At 69.5% G+C, this 17,116-nt stretch carries 13 protein-coding genes; all 13 read right to left on the reverse strand.

Annotated elements, in window-relative coordinates:
• Positions 1–12: 12 nt before the first annotated feature.
• The 13 genes from PGH47_RS10450 to uvrC all read right to left on the reverse strand — a co-directional run bounded on the left by PGH47_RS10450 (position 13) and on the right by uvrC (position 16,863).
• Complete coding sequence (locus PGH47_RS10450; protein ID WP_271663190.1) at positions 13–1,047, reverse strand: hypothetical protein; 1,035 nt, start codon at positions 1,045–1,047, stop codon at positions 13–15.
• Between the two features lie 90 nt (positions 1,048–1,137).
• Positions 1,138–2,793 (reverse strand): glucose-6-phosphate isomerase, encoded by a 1,656-nt coding sequence (pgi, locus tag PGH47_RS10455; protein ID WP_271663191.1) that lies wholly within the window; start codon positions 2,791–2,793, stop codon positions 1,138–1,140.
• Between the two features lie 52 nt (positions 2,794–2,845).
• Positions 2,846–4,114: an MFS transporter gene (locus tag PGH47_RS10460; protein ID WP_271663192.1), complete on the reverse strand. Its 1,269-nt coding sequence runs from the start codon at positions 4,112–4,114 to the stop codon at positions 2,846–2,848.
• A 146-nt stretch (positions 4,115–4,260) separates the two neighbouring features.
• On the reverse strand, positions 4,261–4,596 hold the full coding sequence (locus PGH47_RS10465; RefSeq protein WP_003976875.1) for an RNA polymerase-binding protein RbpA: 336 nt from the start codon (positions 4,594–4,596) through the stop codon (positions 4,261–4,263).
• A gap of 200 nt (positions 4,597–4,796) precedes the next feature.
• A complete protein-coding gene (secG, locus tag PGH47_RS10470; RefSeq protein ID WP_030951411.1) occupies positions 4,797–5,027 on the reverse strand; it encodes a preprotein translocase subunit SecG in 231 nt (76 codons plus the stop codon).
• Between the two features lie 102 nt (positions 5,028–5,129).
• Positions 5,130–5,885: a triose-phosphate isomerase gene (tpiA, locus tag PGH47_RS10475; RefSeq protein WP_435887781.1), complete on the reverse strand. Its 756-nt coding sequence runs from the start codon at positions 5,883–5,885 to the stop codon at positions 5,130–5,132.
• Between the two features lie 41 nt (positions 5,886–5,926).
• Entirely contained in the window at positions 5,927–7,138 is a 1,212-nt protein-coding gene (locus PGH47_RS10480) for a phosphoglycerate kinase (protein WP_030951407.1), read from the reverse strand.
• Positions 7,139–7,279: 141 nt separating this feature from the next.
• Entirely contained in the window at positions 7,280–8,287 is a 1,008-nt protein-coding gene (gap, locus tag PGH47_RS10485) for a type I glyceraldehyde-3-phosphate dehydrogenase (protein ID WP_030951405.1), read from the reverse strand.
• 229 nt (positions 8,288–8,516) lie between these two features.
• Complete coding sequence (locus tag PGH47_RS10490) at positions 8,517–11,471, reverse strand: M14 family metallopeptidase (RefSeq protein WP_271663194.1); 2,955 nt, start codon at positions 11,469–11,471, stop codon at positions 8,517–8,519.
• A gap of 151 nt (positions 11,472–11,622) precedes the next feature.
• A complete protein-coding gene (whiA, locus tag PGH47_RS10495; protein ID WP_062719176.1) occupies positions 11,623–12,612 on the reverse strand; it encodes a DNA-binding protein WhiA in 990 nt (329 codons plus the stop codon).
• Complete coding sequence (locus PGH47_RS10500) at positions 12,603–13,670, reverse strand: gluconeogenesis factor YvcK family protein (protein ID WP_271663195.1); 1,068 nt, start codon at positions 13,668–13,670, stop codon at positions 12,603–12,605. The genes whiA and PGH47_RS10500 overlap by 10 nt, the downstream gene beginning before the upstream one ends.
• Entirely contained in the window at positions 13,667–14,683 is a 1,017-nt protein-coding gene (gene rapZ, locus PGH47_RS10505; RefSeq protein ID WP_271663196.1) for an RNase adapter RapZ, read from the reverse strand. The genes PGH47_RS10500 and rapZ overlap by 4 nt, the downstream gene beginning before the upstream one ends.
• Entirely contained in the window at positions 14,680–16,863 is a 2,184-nt protein-coding gene (gene uvrC / locus PGH47_RS10510; protein ID WP_271663197.1) for an excinuclease ABC subunit UvrC, read from the reverse strand. The genes rapZ and uvrC overlap by 4 nt, the downstream gene beginning before the upstream one ends.
• Between the last annotated feature and the right edge of the window lie 253 nt (positions 16,864–17,116).

Below are 17,116 nucleotides of genomic sequence, written 5' to 3' on the forward strand. Positions count from 1 at the left end.
GGGGGCGTGGAGCTACTGCGGGTTGTACGGGGGCGGCGCGGGCGGGTTGTACGGCGGCTGCGGGGCGTACGGACTCTGCGGACCCTGCGTGTACGGGCTGCCGTGCGGGGGTGTCCCGTAGGGGTTGCCCTGCGGCGGGGGTGTCCCGTAGGGGTTGCCCTGCGGCGGCGGCGTTCCGTACGGGTTGCCCTGCGGCGGCGGCGTTCCGTACGGGTTGCCCTGCGGCGGCACGAAGCCGTTCGGGGCGTACGACGGTGGCGGCGGGGTCGGCGTCGGACCGGGCGTGGGTCCCGGCATCGGTGACAGGACGGCCGGGTGGTCCGCGAGCCGGATGCCGTAGCGGCTCTTGAGGCGGCCCATCTCCAGCATGGCGATGGCCGTGACCGTCACCGGCGCGCCCAGGATGAAGAAGACGCCCATGGCGAGGCTGAGGCCATGCAGATCACCGGTGACGAGATCGGGGATGGCCATGAGCCATGTCGTCACCGTGGCCAGCAGCGGCGGCAGGCAGCGGTGCACGACGGCGGTGCCGAAGAAGTTCCCCGTGATCCGGTAGGCGCCGGCGATCACGAAGAACGCCATCCAGAGCCCCACGACGCTGACCAGCATGGTCCCGAGCATCCCGAGGGAGCCGCCCAGCTGGAAGATCAGCACCGTGCCGAGCGCCGAGCCGATGAACAGCAGCAGCAACTTCAGCGACCGCAGAAGCGGCTCCTTCAGCTGCGCCACCGTACCGGCGCCGGAGCGCTGCCAGAGATAGAGCATCACGCCCACGGTGAGCGGCGTGATGAACAGCAGCACCAGACAGGCCGTCGCCGCGTTGTCCAGCATCTCGTCGAAGGCGAACCCGCCCTCCACGAAGGTGTAGACACCGAACCCCGCGACCGCGCCGGCGATGACCCGCACCTTCTTGAGGGCATCCACCGAAGGGTCCAGCGACTGAGGGATCCAGGCAGGATGGAACACCGCCCGCGCCACGTGATGAGGCTTCAGGAAGGACCGCGCGGTCAGCGTGCCGCCGGTCCAACTCCCTTGTGGATACGTCAACTTGCACTCCCCCGAGTGATCGTTGTCATGATCGACGAGGGAGTCTACGGGAAGCGGACGGCCACGCGCCGCCCGCTTTCCGTAACCGTGTCACTTCCGGCCGCGCAGCTCCCGGTACTTGGCGACGAGCGCCTTCGTCGAGGCGTCCAGACCCGGCACCTCGGCCCCTTCGGTCAGCGCGGGCTCGACCCGCTTGGCGAGGACCTTGCCGAGCTCCACGCCCCACTGGTCGAAGGAGTCGATGTTCCACACCGCGCCCTGCACGAACACCTTGTGCTCGTACAGCGCGATCAACTGCCCCAGCACGGACGGTGTCAGCTCACGCGCGAGGATCGTGGTCGTCGGGTGGTCGCCCTTGAACGTCTTGTGCGTGACCAGTTCCTCGGGCACCCCCTCCGCGCCCACCTCCTCCGGCGTCTTGCCGAACGCCAGCGCCTGCGTCTGCGCGAAGAAGTTCGCCATCAGCAGGTCGTGCTGCGCCTTGAGTCCGTCGCTCATCTCGGCGACCGGCTCGGCGAAGCCGATGAAGTCCGCCGGGATCAGCTTGGTGCCCTGGTGGATCAGCTGGTAGTACGCGTGCTGCCCGTTGGTGCCCGGCGTGCCCCAGACCACCGGCCCGGTCTGCCAGTCGACCTCCCGGCCGTCCCGGCCGACGTACTTGCCGTTGGACTCCATGTCCAACTGCTGGAGATACGCGGTGAACTTGGACAGGTAGTGGCTGTAGGGCAGCACCGCGTGCGACTGGGCGTCGTGGAAGTTGCCGTACCAGATGCCCAGCAGACCGAGCAGCAGCGGGACGTTCTCCTCGGCGGGCGCGGTGCGGAAGTGCTCGTCGACGGTGCGGAAACCGTCGAGCATCTGGCGGAAGCGGTCCGGCCCGATGGCGATCATCAGGGACAGGCCGATCGCCGAGTCGTAGGAGTAGCGCCCGCCCACCCAGTCCCAGAACTCGAACATGTTGGCCGTGTCGATGCCGAAGTCCGCGACCTTCTCGGCGTTCGTCGACAGGGCGACGAAGTGCTTGGCGACGGCCTCCGGCCCGGCCTTCAGCTCGGCGAGGAGCCAGTCCCGCGCGGACGTGGCGTTGGTGATCGTCTCGATCGTGGTGAACGTCTTCGAGGCGATGATGAACAGCGTCTCGGCCGCGTCCAGGTCCCGGGTGGCCTCGTGCAGGTCGGCACCGTCGACGTTCGACACGAAGCGGACGGTGAGGTCGCGGTCGGTGAAGCTGCGCAGCACCTCGTAGGCCATCGCCGGACCGAGGTCGGAGCCGCCGATGCCGACGTTGACGACGTTCTTGATCCGCCTGCCGGTGTGGCCGGTCCAGGCGCCGGAGCGGACTCGCTCGGCGAAGCCGGCCATCTTGTCGAGGACGGCGTGCACACCCGGCACGACGTTCTCCCCGTCGACCTCGATCACCGCCTCGCGCGGGGCGCGCAGCGCGGTGTGCAGCACGGCGCGGTCCTCGGTGGTGTTGATCTTCTCGCCGCGGAACATGGCGTCCCGCAGCCCGAACACGTCCGTGGCGGCGGCCAGCTCGCGCAGCAGCCGCAGCGTCTCGTCGGTGACCAGGTGCTTGGAGTAGTCGATGTGCAGGTCGCCGACCTGGAGGGTGTAGCCCGAGCCGCGACCGGGATCGGCGGCGAACAGCTGCCGAAGCCCCACGTCGCCGAGCTCCTCGCGGTGCTTGGTCAGCGCGCTCCACTCGGGCGTCTGATTGAGCCTGGTACGGCCGTCTGCGTTCATGTCCGACTTCAGCCTTCTTTCGTGCCTGTCCCAGCTGTTCCAACCTAATTGATCAGCGCTGGACGTGAGCTGTCCTCGCGTCGTCGTCCTGCGCAACAACAGGTACGTCCCGCTTGCCCGCAGGTATCAGCGCGATCAGGGCCAGCACGAAGAAGGCCGCCGTGAGCAGGGGCGGGGTGTTCAGGCCCCAGGCGGTGGCGACGGCACCGCCCAGCAGGGCGCCGAGCGGCACTCCGGCGAAGGCCAGGGTTCTGAAGGCGGAGGCGACCCGGCCGAGCAGCTCGGCGGGGCTGCGCTGCTGCATGAGCGTCGTCGTGTTGACGTTCCACACCATGCCCATGAGTCCGAAGACGATCAGCGCCGCCACCAGCACGGCCAGACTGCGCACGGTTCCCATGACGATCAGGGCCCCGGTCTGCACCGCGCCCGCGACCAGCACGGCCCGCACCCGGCCCAGTCGCTTCACGATCCAGCCGTTCGCCACTCCCCCGGCCAGGCCCCCGACGGTGAAGGCCGCGCCGGCCGCCGCGTACCCCGTGGCCCCGGCGTCCAGCCACCCGGTCACCAGGACGACCAGGGTCGCGAGCTGGGCGCCCATGCCGATGTTGCACAGGGCGGTGGCGGCGCACAGCCCTCTCAGAGCCCGGTCCCGCCACAGGGTGCGCAGCCCCTCGCCGATCTCCCGGCGCAGGGTGCTGCCCGCAGGGGCCGGCGTCCGCTCGGGCGCCGTGATGCGCAGCGAGGCCACCAGGGCGGCCGCGACCAGGAAGGTGGCGGCGTCGGCGACGAAGGGCACGGCGGCCCCCGCGACCAGCAGCAACGGCACGAGCGGCCCGCCCATCAGGCCGCCCGCGATGCGCTGCCCGGTCATCAGCCGGGCGTTCGCGCTGCCGAGCGCGTCCCGGTCCACCAGGGCGGGGAGCAGGGCCGTGGAGGCGTTGTCGAACAGGGTCTGAAGCGTGGTCAGGGTGAAGGCCAGCACGACGAGCAGGCCGATCGAGGCGTGCCCGAGCGCCACGACCACGGCGAAAGCGGCGACCAGCAGTCCGCGTAACGCGTCCACCGTCCACATCGCGCGTCGCTGGTCCACCCGATCGGCGACGGCGCCACCGAGCAGCCCGAAGACGATCCAGGGGAGATAGCCGCAGGCGGTGACCGCGGCGATCAGCATCGGCCGGTCCGTGAGCGTGACGGCGAGGAGCGGCAGGGCGGCCGTACGCAGGGAATCTCCGAAGCTGGAGAGCACGGCGGCGCCCCACAGCCGTCCGAAGCCACCGCGCCATGCCGGCGCGCGCCCGCTCACCGTCTCAGCCGTCGCCACGGCTCCCCCTCCCGGTCCGTCGATCCGAAAGATCGATACACAAACCGTAGAGGGCACCACTGACAATCGGTCCCGGAGCGGGATCCGCGCAGCACGTCGTACAGGTCCGGCCGGGCAACCATGGGCACCCGGCCGGTCCTCAATTCCTAGATCTCGCCCCGCAGTTTGGCGAGCGCCTCGGCGAGGATCGCCTCGCCGTCCGCGTCACTGCGTCGCTCCCGTACATACGCGAGGTGCGTCTTGTAGGGCTCGGTGCGCGGCGGGTCCGGCGGGTTGTCCCGGTCCTGTCCGGCGGGAAAGCCGCAGCGCGGGCAGTCCCAGGTTTCGGGAACCTGCGCGTCGCTGGCGAAGCTGGGCTGCGTTTCATGCCCGTTGGAGCACCAGAAGGAGATGCGCAGCCGGGGCGCGGACTCGCCCCGCTCGGCCTCGCCCATCGGCCCCGCCCCGACCCGGCTTCCTCGGATCGCGTTGCCACTTGCCACGGTCGTAACTCCCTGCGTGATGGTGCCGCAAAGCGAGTCGGCGTTTCGCTTCGCTGCGAGCGCCTCAGTCTACGTAAGGCCCAACGCGCGTCCAGTGATTCGAGTTACAGACCCCCACACCAAGACGCAAGCCCCATGATAGGCCGCGCTGAGCTGCGCGTACCGAACATGGGGCCTTACGTGTGGAATGTACGTGATCGTCAGTTGTTGACCTTCATCATGATGCCGAGCACGACAATGCACGCGAACCAGAGCAAACCGACCACAACAGTGATCCGGTCGAGGTTGCGCTCGGCGACCGAGGAGCCGCCGACGGACGACTGCATGCCGCCACCGAACATGTCGGAGAGGCCGCCGCCCTTGCCCTTGTGCATCAGCACCAGCAGCATCAGCAGCCCGCTGAAGACGATCAGGGCGATCGAGAACCCCATAACCACGGCTGGACCAACTTCCTCGGATCTGGATGGACGACAGGGGCACAGCCACCGGGCTGTGCCCCCGCCAGGGTACGACGGATCGCCGCTACGGCCTACTCACTGGTCGCGGAAGCGCACGATCTTGACGAACTCGTCGGCGTCCAGCGAGGCACCGCCGACCAGGGCGCCGTCGATGTCGGCCTGCGACATGATCTCGGCGACGTTGCCCGCCTTGACGGAGCCGCCGTACTGGATGCGGACCTTGTCGGCCAGCTCCTGCGTGTAAAGCTCGGCGATCTTGCCACGGATCGCCGCACAGACCTCCTGGGCGTCCTCGGCGCCGCAGACCTTGCCGGTGCCGATGGCCCACACGGGCTCGTAGGCGATCACGACGGACTCGGCCTGCTCGGCCGGGAGGTCCTTCAGACCGCCCTCGACCTGGGTGAGGGTGTGGGAGACGTGGTTGCCCGCCTCGCGGACCTCCAGCTCCTCACCTACGCACAGGATCGGGGTCAGGCCGTGCTTGTAGGCGGCCTTGACCTTGGCGCCCACGATCTCGTCGGTCTCCGCGTGGTACTGACGGCGCTCGGAGTGGCCGATCGCCACGTACGTGCACTTCAGCTTGGCCAGCATCGGACCGGAGATCTCGCCGGTGTAGGCACCGGAGTCGTGCGCCGAGATGTCCTGGGCGCCGTACTTGATCTTCAGCTTGTCGCCGTCGACCAGGGTCTGCACGGAGCGCAGGTCGGTGAAGGGCGGCAGAACGGCGACCTCGACGGCGTCGTAGTCCTTGTCGGCCAGGGCGAAGGCGAGCTTCTGGACGTGTGCGATGGCCTCAAGGTGGTTGAGGTTCATCTTCCAGTTGCCCGCCATCAGCGGCGTGCGCTCAGAAGAATTGGATGCAGCCATTGAGGTCAGTCCTCCAGTGCGGCGAGGCCGGGGAGCGTCTTGCCCTCGAGGTATTCGAGGGAGGCGCCGCCACCGGTCGAGATGTGGCCGAATGCCGACTCGTCGAAGCCCAGGGTGCGGACGGCCGCGGCGGAGTCGCCACCGCCGACCACGGTGAAGCCCGGGGTGTCGATGAGGGCCTGGGCGACCGCCTTGGTGCCCTCGGCGTAGTCGGGGTGCTCGAAGACGCCCATGGGGCCGTTCCAGAAGACGGTGCCGGCGTCGGCGAGCTTCGAGGCGTACAGCTTGCGGGTCTCGGGACCGATGTCCAGACCCTCCTGGTCGGCGGGGATGGCGTCCGCGGCGACGGTCGTGGGGTTGGCCGGGGCCTTGGTCTTCAGGTCCGGGAACTCGGGCGCGACCAGGACGTCGACCGGCAGGACCAGCTCGACGCCGTTCTTCTCGGCGCGCTCCATGTACTCCGTGACGGCCGGGACCTGGTCCTCCTGGAGGAGGGAGATGCCGACCTCGTAGCCCTTGGCCTTGAGGAAGGTGTACGCCATGCCGCCGCCGATGAGCAGCCGGTCCGCCTTGGCGAGCAGCTGGTCGATGACGGCGAGCTTGTCGGACACCTTGGCGCCGCCGAGCGCGACGACGTACGGCCGCTTGACGTCCTCGGTGAGCTTCTTGAGCACGCCGACCTCATTGGCGATGAGGTACCCGGCGTAGTGCGGCAGGCGGGCCGGCAGGTCGTACACGGACGCGTGCTTGCGGTGCACCGCGCCGAAGCCGTCACCGACGTAGACGTCGGCGAGGGCGGCGAGCTGCTCGGCGAAGGCGGCGCGCTCGGCGTCGTCCTTGCTCGTCTCGCCGGCGTTGAAGCGCAGGTTCTCGACGACGGCCACCTGGCCGTCCGCGAGGCCGGCGACGACTGCCTGAGCGGACTCGCCGACCGTGTCGGTCGCGAAGGCCACGTCGGCGCCGAGGAGTTCACCCAGGCGCGCGGCAGCGGGCGCGAGGGAGAACACGGGGTCCGGGGCGCCCTTGGGGCGGCCCAGGTGCGAGGCGACGACCACGCGCGCGCCCGCCTCGGCCAGAGCCTTGACGGTGGGCAGCACGGCGCGGATGCGGCCGTCGTCGGTGATGGTGGTGCCGTCCAGCGGCACGTTCAGGTCGGCGCGGACGAAGACCCGCCGGCCCGCGACTCCTTCAGCGAGGAGTTCGTCGATCGTCTTCATGGAAGGGGACTCCCGAGGAGGGTTCGTATGCTCGGATCGCCAGTGATCCTAAAAGGCCTGGTCTGCACGTGAGTCAGGGCCCGGGCGGCGCGTCCCTGCGCCGCACGGGCCCTGCCCTACATCAAGGTGCTGCTCTGCCGATCAGAGCTGGTTGCCGACGAAGACCGTCAGGTCGACGAGGCGGTTGGAGTAGCCCCACTCGTTGTCGTACCAGCCGAGGATCTTCACCGACGTGCCCTCCTGGACCATGGTCAGGGAGGAGTCGAAGGTGCAGGACGACGGGTCGCTGACGATGTCCGAGGAGACGATCTCGTCCTCGGTGTAGGTCAGGTAGCCCTGAAGCTCACCCTCGGAGGCCTTCTTGAAGGCGGCGTTGACCTCGTCCTTGGTGACCTCGCGGGACAGCTCCACGACGAGGTCGGTGGCCGAGCCGGTCGGGACCGGGACGCGCATGGCGATGCCGTCCAGCTTGCCCTTGAGCTGCGGCAGGACCAGCGCGGTGGCCTTCGCGGCACCCGTGGTGGTCGGGATGATGTTCTCGGCGGCGGCACGGGCGCGGCGCAGGTCCTTGTGCGGGAAGTCCAGGATGCGCTGGTCGTTGGTGTACGCGTGCACCGTGGTCATCAGACCCTTGACGATGCCGAAGTTCTCGTCGAGGACCTTCGCCATCGGCGCCACACAGTTGGTGGTGCAGGAGGCGTTGGAGATGACGTGGTGGTTCGCCGGGTCGTACTTGTCCTGGTTGACACCCATGACGATGGTGATGTCCTCGTCCTTGGCCGGAGCCGAGATGAGGACCTTCTTCGCGCCACCGGCGAGGTGCTTGGCGGCGTCTTCCTTCTTGGTGAAGATGCCGGTCGACTCGATGACGATGTCGACGCCCAGCTCGCCCCACGGGATGTCGGCGGGGTTGCGCTCGGACAGGACCTTGATGGTCTTGCCGTCGACGGTGATCGTGTCAGCCGTGTGCGACACCTCGGCCTTGAGACGGCCCAGGATGGTGTCGTACTTCAGCAGGTGGGCAGTGGTCGCGGTGTCACCCAGGTCGTTGACAGCCACGATCTCGATGTCAGCACCCTGCTCCAGCAGCGCGCGGAAGTAGTTGCGACCGATACGACCGAAGCCGTTGATGCCTACGCGGATCGTCACGAACCGATCTCCTCGTTGGTACGCCGGCCATGCGGTGCCGGCGAGCTCTATTTGGGATGTCCCCGACCGCCTACGACCCTACCTCTCTGTGGCCTCCGTGGTGACATCCAGATGCCTCATAGACGGCAGGGCGGTCCGTACCCGCCAGTAGGGGTACGGACCGCCCCGCCGGGAAGCCCGGATCACTCGTTCCGGTCACCGTGCGTTGTGCGCGGTTGACCTCGGCGTGTCATTTCTCAAGTGAGGAAAGGGCTTTTCCGATGAGCGCCGTCCGGTCGGCCGCTGCGGTGACGTGTTCCAGGCCGAAGCCGAGGAGCACCGTGTCGTCCGTGGTGATCGCACCGTACGTCTGGAACAGCGCCCCGGTGCGCGTCCAGTCCTTGAGCACGGCCGGGCTGCCCGCGGGCGGTCCGGGCACGCTCCAGGCGCCGAGCGACGTCTCGAAACCCTCGGTCTCGGTGGCCGCGCCACCGACGACGAGCGAGGCCTGGTCGGCGAGAACGCCGCGCCCGCCGAAGCCCGGGTCGGAGACATAGGCGATCGAGAGCTCGACCGACTTGCCGGCGTACGCGCTCAGGTCGAACTCGACCTGCTTCCAGCCCGCGGAGGCGCCGGTGAGCGCGTTCCACTGGCCGCTGGTGCCGGACGCCGTGCAGCCCTCGGCCGACTGCGTCAGGTAGTGCTTGAGCCAGGGGTGTTCGGCCATGTAGAAGCCGGCCTCGCACTCCGCCGGCACCGTGTTGCCGCTTGCGCCGTTCTTCTCGGGGAGTGTCGTCCAGTCCTCGGCGCCGGTGGTGTGCGCCTCGATCAGGACGTTGTCGTAGCCGGGTTCGACGTCCCACAGCAACTGGGTGCGCAGGGTCGGCGCCTGTGCCGCGGTCACACCGGTGAGGTCGACGGTCCTGGTGAGCCGCTTGTAGGCGTCGTCGGTGTGCACGGCCGCCGCCATCCACGAACCCGCGTAGGGACCGTACGGGTTGACCGTGCCGGCGAACTGGCCCGCGCCCGCGCTGGCGAACTGGGGGTACTTGTCGGCGGCCAGCTGGTCCGAGGTGACGCTGTAACTCCCGGCCTTGTCCAGCGGGTTGCCGGTCGCGTCACCCAGTGATCCGGTGACCCCGCCGAGCTTGCCGGAGCCGGTGAAGCCGGTGGCGCCGGGCAGCGAGGTACGGGTGTAGGCGCCCAGGTAGTACTGGCTGAAGTCGTTCGACAGGGTGCCGTCGCCGAGGTCGACGTTGCCGCCGGCCTGCTCGCCCGCCTCCACCAGCTTGCCGCCCTCGTTGAGGTAGGCGCGCAGTTGGAGCTGGGTGGCGTTGCCGGGGACGTTCGCGCCCGTGTAGTGGACGACGGTGTCGAAGTGGTCCAGTACGCCGAGTGCGTCGGGCGCGCCCTGTGCGGCGACGTCCCAGACGATCGCCCGGTGGCCGTTGGCCTTCAGCGCGTCGACGTACTTCTGCGCGTGGGCGGCGCCGGCGCCTTCCTCGGCGACCACGAGCACGTCCGCGCGCGGCCGCTCGGCCACGGTGTAGGTGAAGTGCTCGCTGGAGACCTTCTTGCCGCTCCTGGTCTCGCCAGTGAACCACACCTCGACCTTGTCGCCGCGATCGCCGTCGGCGACCTTGGCCCGGTACTCGTCGAAGTAGAGGTTGTCGTCACCGCCGTACGTCTCGCCGCCCCTCCAGGGCCGCAGTGCCATGTCGTGCGTACGGCCGCCGTTGACGCGGTACTTGAGCTCCTTGTCGCGCACGGACTTGCGTACGACGACGGAGACCTCCTGGTCCGCGCCGCGGGAGTACGACGTGGTGAACGGTGCCGGAGTGAAGTCAGCCGCCTTCAGTCCGAGCGAGGAGACGGGCTGGTCGGGCCGCTCGGCGCTCTCGGCGACGGACAGCGCGAACGGCACGTTCTTGGCGAACTCGTCCTGGATCAGCTTCTCGTCGTCCGGGAAGTTGAACACCGACTGGCAGTCGGCGGCGTTCCACTGGTCGTTCGGGTCGATGTTCGACGCGGTCTGGCAGGTCGACATCTCGGGCGTGTACATCGCCAGGCCGTTGACGTTCGAGGCGTGACCGTCCGCCTCGCCGTTGGTCGTGTACAGCTCCGAGGAGACCTGCGGCCGGTAGCCGGGGATCGCGGAGTTGTCCGGGGTGCCGGCGAGCGCCTTGTACAGCACGTCGTCGGGGGTGTTGGTGGCCACCTGCCAGCCGACTCCGTAGAGGAGGAGTTCGGCGGCGGAGTGGTAGTTGATGCCGTAGGTGAAGCCGATGCGCTTCTGGAAGGCGTCGATCGCCTTGGTCTCGGGCTCCGAGCCGGCGCTCGCGCCGCGGTACGTCTCGCTGGTGGGGTTCGGGGACGAACCCTCGTCGTCGTAGCCCCACTTGTAGGAGAAGTTGCGGTTGAGGTCGACGCCGTCACCGGTGCTGATCACACCGTCGGCGTTGATGTCCCGCAGGTTCTTGCGCCACAGACGGTTGGCGGCGTCCTTGTGGGTGTAGTCGTAGCCGTCGGGGTTGGCCGAGAGGACGAACCACAGCTCGGTCGAGTCGACGATCTTCTTGACGCGCTTGTCCGTCTTGTAGTTGTCCAGGTAGTAGTGCATCAGACGCCGGGTCATCTCCGGCGTGATCCACTCACGCGCGTGCTGGTTGGACATGTAGAGGACGGCGGGCTTGGCGCCGTCCTTCGTCTTCTTGGCGTTCTTGCTGAGCTTGAGCGCGAGGATGTCCTGGCCGCCCACCGTCTTTCCGATGGAGACGACCTTGGTGAGGCCCGGGTTCTGCTGCCCGGTCCTGACTATCTCCTCCTTGAGCCCCCCGGCACCGCTGTACGGGCGGAACACGCCCTCCGCGGCCTTCTCGGTGCGGGCCTCCGCCTTGGCGGAGAGGTCGTGCTCGGTGAGCTCGACGCCCTGCTTCTGGAGCTTCTCGGCCTGATCGTCGGTGAGGTAGACCTCGACGGTGGCCGTGCCCTTGGCGGGCGCCTGCTCACTGAGTTCGTGGCCGTCCTGGCCGGCCGCCAGCAGCAGGGGTACCTGCTTCTTGGTGATCTCGGCCCGGAAGACCTTCACTTCACTCGGGTCGGAATCTTGTGAACTGCCCGGTTGTGCCTGGGCTATGGGTGCGATACTCGCTCCACCTATGAGGAGAGCGCCGACAGCGAGGATCGATCTCGCTCTGGGTCTCATGTACCCCCCTAGCAGTGTTTCGCCACAGTGACGAATGACTGCCAGGCTCGGGCCACTTCATGTTCCAGTCAAGAGTGCCGCAAAGACCGACAAATACCGGTGCCGACGTCCCAAGTGGACGTCGGCACCGAGTCGTTGACGATCAGTCACGTCATCCGACGAGGTTGTCCGCCAGCTCCTCGCTGAGGTTGGCCTCGGTGCCCGGGATGCCGAGGTCCTGGGCCCGCTTGTCGGCCATGGCCAGCAGCCTGCGGATACGGCCGGCGACGGCGTCCTTGGTCAGCGGCGGGTCGGCGAGCGCGCCCAGCTCCTCCAGGGAGGCCTGCTTGTGCTCCATGCGCAGACGTCCGGCGGCGGCGAGGTGCTCGGGGACCTCCTCGCCGAGGATCTCCAGAGCACGCTGGACACGGGCACCTGCGGCGACGGCCGCGCGGGCGGAGCGGCGCAGGTTGGCGTCGTCGAAGTTGGCGAGGCGGTTCGCCGTGGCGCGGACCTCGCGGCGCATCCGGCGCTCCTCCCAGGCGAGCACGGACTCGTGCGCGCCGAGGCGGGTGAGCAGGGCGCCGATGGCGTCACCGTCACGGACGACGACCCGGTCGACGCCACGCACCTCGCGGGCCTTCGCCGCGATCGACAGCCGGCGGGCGGCGCCGACCAGGGCGAGCGCGGCTTCGGGGCCCGGGCAGGTCACCTCAAGGGAGGAGGAGCGGCCGGGCTCGGTGAGCGAGCCGTGCGCGAGGAACGCGCCGCGCCAGGCGGCCTCGGCGTCACAGGTGGCCCCGGACACGACCTGCGGGGGCAGGCCGCGGATCGGGCGGCCCCGCCCGTCGACCAGACCGGTCTGCCGGGCCAGCTGGTCACCGCCCGCAACCACCCGTACGACGTAACGCGAGCCGCGGCGCAGCCCGCCCGGGGCCATCACGATCAGCTCGGAACTGTGGCCGAAGATCTCCAGGATGTCGCGCTTGAGGCGGCGGGCCGCCATGGCGGTGTCCAGCTCCGCCTCGATCACGATGCGCCCGCTGACCAGGTGGAGGCCGCCGGCGAACCGCAGAATGGCGGAGACCTCCGCCTTCCTGCAGCAGGTCCGGGTGACGGGGAGCCGGGAGATCTCATCCTTCACCGCTGCCGTCATCGCCATGGGCCGATCCTTCCATGCATCCGAAAAATACGGTCGTACGCGGCGGCGAGGAGCTCCGGGTCGTGCCGGGGCGTCCCGTCCATCCGGGCCACCGGGGCCAGCTCGACCGCCGCACCGAGCCGCTTCGCGGCCTCGGTGAGCACATCGCGGTCGGGCACGGCGGCCTCGTCGGCCAGCACCACGTCCAGGGCGAGTTTAGGGGCGTGTCGTCCCAAAACCTCCAAATGACGCTGCGGGGAGAAGCCCTCGGTTTCTCCCGGCTGCGGCGCGAGGTTCAGGGAGAGTACCCGGCGCGCCTTCGTCTCGGTGAGCGCGTCCAGGAGTTCCGGCACGAGCAGGTGCGGGATGACCGAGGAGAACCAGGACCCGGGGCCGAGCACCACCCAGTCCGCGTCCCGGACGGCGGCGACGGCCTCCGGTACGGCCGGCGGGTCGTGCGGCACGAGGTGCACCGACTGCACCTCACCGGGGGTGAGGGCGACGGTGGCCTGTCCGCGGACGGTGTCGACCTCCTCGGGCCGGTCCGGGTCGTGGCCCTTGACCAGGGCCTGGAGCTCCAGCGGCACGGCCGACATCGGCAGCACACGCCCGTGCGCGCCGAGCAGCTTGCCGACCAGGTCGAGGGCCTGGACGTGATCGCCGAGCTGCTCCCACAGGGCGACGATCAGCAGATTGCCGACCGCGTGGTCGTGCAGATCGCCCTGGGAGTGGAAGCGGTGCTGGATGACGCGGGCCCAGGTCTGGCCCCAGTCGTCGTCGCCGCACAGCGCGGCCAGGGCCTTGCGCAGGTCGCCGGGCGGCAGCACGCCCAGCTCGTCGCGCAGACGCCCGCTGGAGCCGCCGTCGTCGGCCACGGTGACGACGGCGGTGAGGTCGCCGGTGATCCGGCGCAGCGCGGCGAGCGAGGCGGACAGCCCCATGCCGCCGCCCAGGGCGACGACCTTGGGCTGGGTGCCACGGCGGCGTGGTCGGCCGCCCCGGGCCTCGGCGGGCCGGCTTGCGCGTGACTCGGGCATCGCCCGGCGCAATCTGCTCAGCCGCGGAGTACGTGCCGTCATTCCCGTCCCATGTCCCGGTGTACGACCACCGTCTCCACGCCCTGGGAGGCGAGGCGGGCGGCGAGCTTTTCGGAGGTGGCGACCGAGCGGTGCTTACCGCCGGTGCAGCCGACCGCGATGGTCACGTATCTCTTGCCCTCGCGACGGTATCCGGCCGCGACGAGCTGGAGCAGCTCGGAGTAGCGGTCGATGAACTCCTTCGCACCGGGCTGGTTGAAGACGTACGCCGACACCTCCTCGTTGAGGCCGGTGTAGGGGCGCAGCTCCGGGACCCAGTGCGGGTTGGGCAGGAAGCGCATGTCCACGACCAGGTCGGCGTCGACCGGGAGGCCGTACTTGAACCCGAAGGACATGACCGTGGCCCGCAGCTCGGGCTCCTCCTCGCCGGCGAACTGGGCGTCCATCTTGGCCCGCAGCTCGTGCACGTTGAGGCTGGAGGTGTCGATCACCAGGTCGGCGTCGCCGCGCAGCTCGCGCAGCAGCTCCCGCTCGGCGGCGATGCCGTCGACGATGCGGCCGTCGCCCTGGAGGGGGTGCGGGCGGCGCACCGACTCGAAGCGGCGCACCAGGGCGTCGTCGGATGACTCCAGGAAGACGATCCGGCGGGTCACGCCCCGGGTGTCGAGGTCGGAGAGGGACTCGCGGAGGTTGTCGAAGAAGCGCCGGCCGCGGACGTCGACGACCACCGCGATCCGCGCCACGTTGCCCTGGGAACGGGCGCCGAGCTCCACCATCGTGGGGATCAGTGCGGGCGGGAGGTTGTCGACCACGAACCAGCCGAGGTCCTCCAGACACTTGGCCGCCGTCGAGCGGCCGGCCCCGGACATGCCGGAGATGATCACCAGCTCGGGGATGGCCGCCTCGGTGGCCCCGGCCGTGTCGCTACCCGTACTCACCTGTGCTCCGTCGTTCTGGGGTGCGTCCTGCTGGGTGAGATCCTCGCCGGTCTGCTTGTGCGTTTCCTGGGCCTGCTGATCTCGCTCGCCTGTGGGCTGTGTGTGGTGCTCGCTCATCTCTCCTGCCCCCGTCGTTCGTCCGGGGCGCCCGCGGACACGGGCTCCCCCGAGGTCTCCGCCGTCGTTTCGGATTCCTCGTCATCCATGATCTCTCCAGTCGCCGTGTTCACGGCGGGCGCGGCCGGGGCCGCCTGGGCGAAGGCCGCGGCAATGGTCTCGGCCGTCTTGCGGCCTATGCCGGGGACCTCGCAGATCTGGTCGATGGTCGCAGCTCGCAGCTTCTTCACCGAACCGAAGTGCTTGATCAGCGCCTGCTTGCGGGTCTCGCCGAGGCCGGGGACGTCGTCCAGAGGGCTCGCCCGGAAGCGCTTGGCGCGCTTGGTGCGCTGGTAGGTGATCGCGAAGCGGTGGGCCTCGTCACGGACTCGCTGGAGCAGATACAGGCCCTCGCTGCTGCGGGGCAGGACGACCGGGTCGTCGTCGCCGGGCAGCCAGACCTCCTCCAGGCGCTTCGCGAGGCCGCAGACAGCGATGTCGTCGATACCGAGCTCGTCCAGAGCCCGCTGAGCTGCGGCGACCTGCGGCTGGCCACCGTCCACGACGACGAGCTGGGGCGGGTAGGCGAAGCGCTTGGGGCGGCCGTCGTCGTCCGTGAGGCTGTTGGTGAGGGCGTCGGGGGACGTGGTGGTGAGGGCGTCGGCCGGCGTGTCGCCGGACGGGGTGCCGCCGGACGGGGTGGACGGCGCGTCGCCGAGCGTGTCGGAGGACGTGTCGCCAAGGGAGCTGGACGGCGTGTCGGCGAGGGTGCTCTCCCCGTCGGACCACTCGCCCGTGCGCTCCTTCTCGGCGAGGTAGCGCTTGAAGCGGCGGGTGATCACCTCGTGCATGGACCGGACGTCGTCCTGGCCCTCGAAGCCCTTGATCTGGAAGCGGCGGTACTCGCTCTTGCGGGCCAGGCCGTCCTCGAAGACGACCATGGAGGCCACGACGTCGTCGCCCTGGAGGTGGGAGATGTCGTAGCACTCGATCCGCAGCGGGGCGCTGTCCAGGTCGAGGGCGTCGGCGATCTCCTCCAGCGCGCGCGAGCGGGTGGTCAGGTCGGAGGCGCGCTTGGTCTTGTGCAGGACGAGGGCCTGCTGGGCGTTGCGCTCCACCGTCTCCATGAGGGCGCGCTTGTCGCCGCGCTGGGGGATGCGCAGCGAGACATTGGAGCCGCGGCGCCCCGACAGCCACTCCTGCACGGGCTCCAGCGGGTCGGGCAGGGCAGGGACGAGCACCTCCTTGGGCACCGCGTCCCCGGTCTCCTCGCCGTAGAGCTGCTGGAGTGCGTGCTCGACGAGGGCGCCGGTGGTGATCTCCTCGACCTTGTCGGTGACCCAGCCGCGCTGGCCGCGTACGCGTCCGCCGCGGACGTGGAAGATCTGCACGGCCGCCTCCAGCTCGTCCTCGGCGACGGCGATGAGGTCGGCGTCGGTCGCGTCGGCGAGCACGACCGCGTTCTTCTCCATGGCCTTCTTCAGGGCCTCGATGTCGTCGCGCAGGCGGGCGGCCCGCTCGTACTCCATCTCCTCGGCCGCCTCCATCATCTGCTTCTCCAGGCGGCGCAGATAGGTGCCGGTGCGGCCGGTCATGAAGTCGCAGAACTCGTCGGCGAGTTCACGGTGGTCCTCGGCGGAGACGCGGCCGACGCAGGGGGCGGAGCACTTGCCGATGTAACCGAGCAGGCAGGGGCGGCCGGTGCGGGAGGCGTTCTTGAACACGCCGGCCGAGCAGGTGCGGACCGGGAAGACGCGCAGCAGGAGGTCGACGGTGTCCCGGATCGCCCACGCGTGCGCGTACGGCCCGAAATACCTGACGCCCTTCTTCTTGTGACCGCGCATCACCTGCACGCGCGGGAACTCCTCGTTCATCGTCACCGCGAGATAGGGGTAGCTCTTGTCGTCGCGGTATTTGACGTTGAACCGGGGGTCGTACTCCTTGATCCAGGAGTACTCCAGCTGAAGGGCCTCGACCTCCGTGGACACCACTGTCCACTCCACGGACGCCGCCGTGGTCACCATCGTGCGGGTGCGTGGGTGCAGGCCCGCCAGGTCCTGGAAGTAGTTCGCCAGGCGCTGGCGCAGGCTCTTCGCCTTTCCGACGTAGATCACCCGGCGGTGCTCGTCGCGGAACCTGTACACCCCGGGAGAGTCGGGGATCTGTCCCGGCTTGGGGCGGTAGCTGGAGGGGTCGGCCATGTCTCACACCCTACTGGCGCCCGGTGACAGTCCGGCGAGCCTGTGGATAACCTCCGCCACGGTCGGCGGATCACCGGGAAGCCGGGAACGACCGGCACAGGACAACCGGAGTACGACCGGCACAGGACTCCGTCTCCGCGCTCGGTGACCTGGGGCGTCGGGCTGTGCCCCGGCCGGAATGACCTCGGTCGTCGCGGCGAGGGCTCGCGGGGGATGGGCGCCCTGGGTCCGCGCCCCGGGATCGCGGGCCTGG

This window comes from Streptomyces sp. HUAS 31 (genome assembly GCF_028198125.1).
Taxonomy (GTDB): domain Bacteria; phylum Actinomycetota; class Actinomycetes; order Streptomycetales; family Streptomycetaceae; genus Streptomyces; species Streptomyces chartreusis.

Bases quoted from the DNA above. Each gene is read 5' to 3' on its own strand.
- pgi (WP_271663191.1), bottom strand. From the start codon at position 2,793: ATGAACGCAGACGGCCGTACCAGGCTCAATCAGACGCCCGAGTGGAGC.
- secG (WP_030951411.1), bottom strand. From the start codon at position 5,027: ATGGGGTTCTCGATCGCCCTGATCGTCTTCAGCGGGCTGCTGATGCTG.
- tpiA (WP_435887781.1), bottom strand. From the start codon at position 5,885: ATGGCGGGCAACTGGAAGATGAACCTCAACCACCTTGAGGCCATCGCA.
- PGH47_RS10480 (WP_030951407.1), bottom strand. From the start codon at position 7,138: ATGAAGACGATCGACGAACTCCTCGCTGAAGGAGTCGCGGGCCGGCGG.
- PGH47_RS10490 (WP_271663194.1), bottom strand. From the start codon at position 11,471: ATGAGACCCAGAGCGAGATCGATCCTCGCTGTCGGCGCTCTCCTCATA.
- whiA (WP_062719176.1), bottom strand. From the start codon at position 12,612: ATGGCGATGACGGCAGCGGTGAAGGATGAGATCTCCCGGCTCCCCGTC.
- PGH47_RS10500 (WP_271663195.1), bottom strand. From the start codon at position 13,670: ATGACGGCACGTACTCCGCGGCTGAGCAGATTGCGCCGGGCGATGCCC.
- rapZ (WP_271663196.1), bottom strand. From the start codon at position 14,683: ATGAGCGAGCACCACACACAGCCCACAGGCGAGCGAGATCAGCAGGCC.
- uvrC (WP_271663197.1), bottom strand. From the start codon at position 16,863: ATGGCCGACCCCTCCAGCTACCGCCCCAAGCCGGGACAGATCCCCGAC.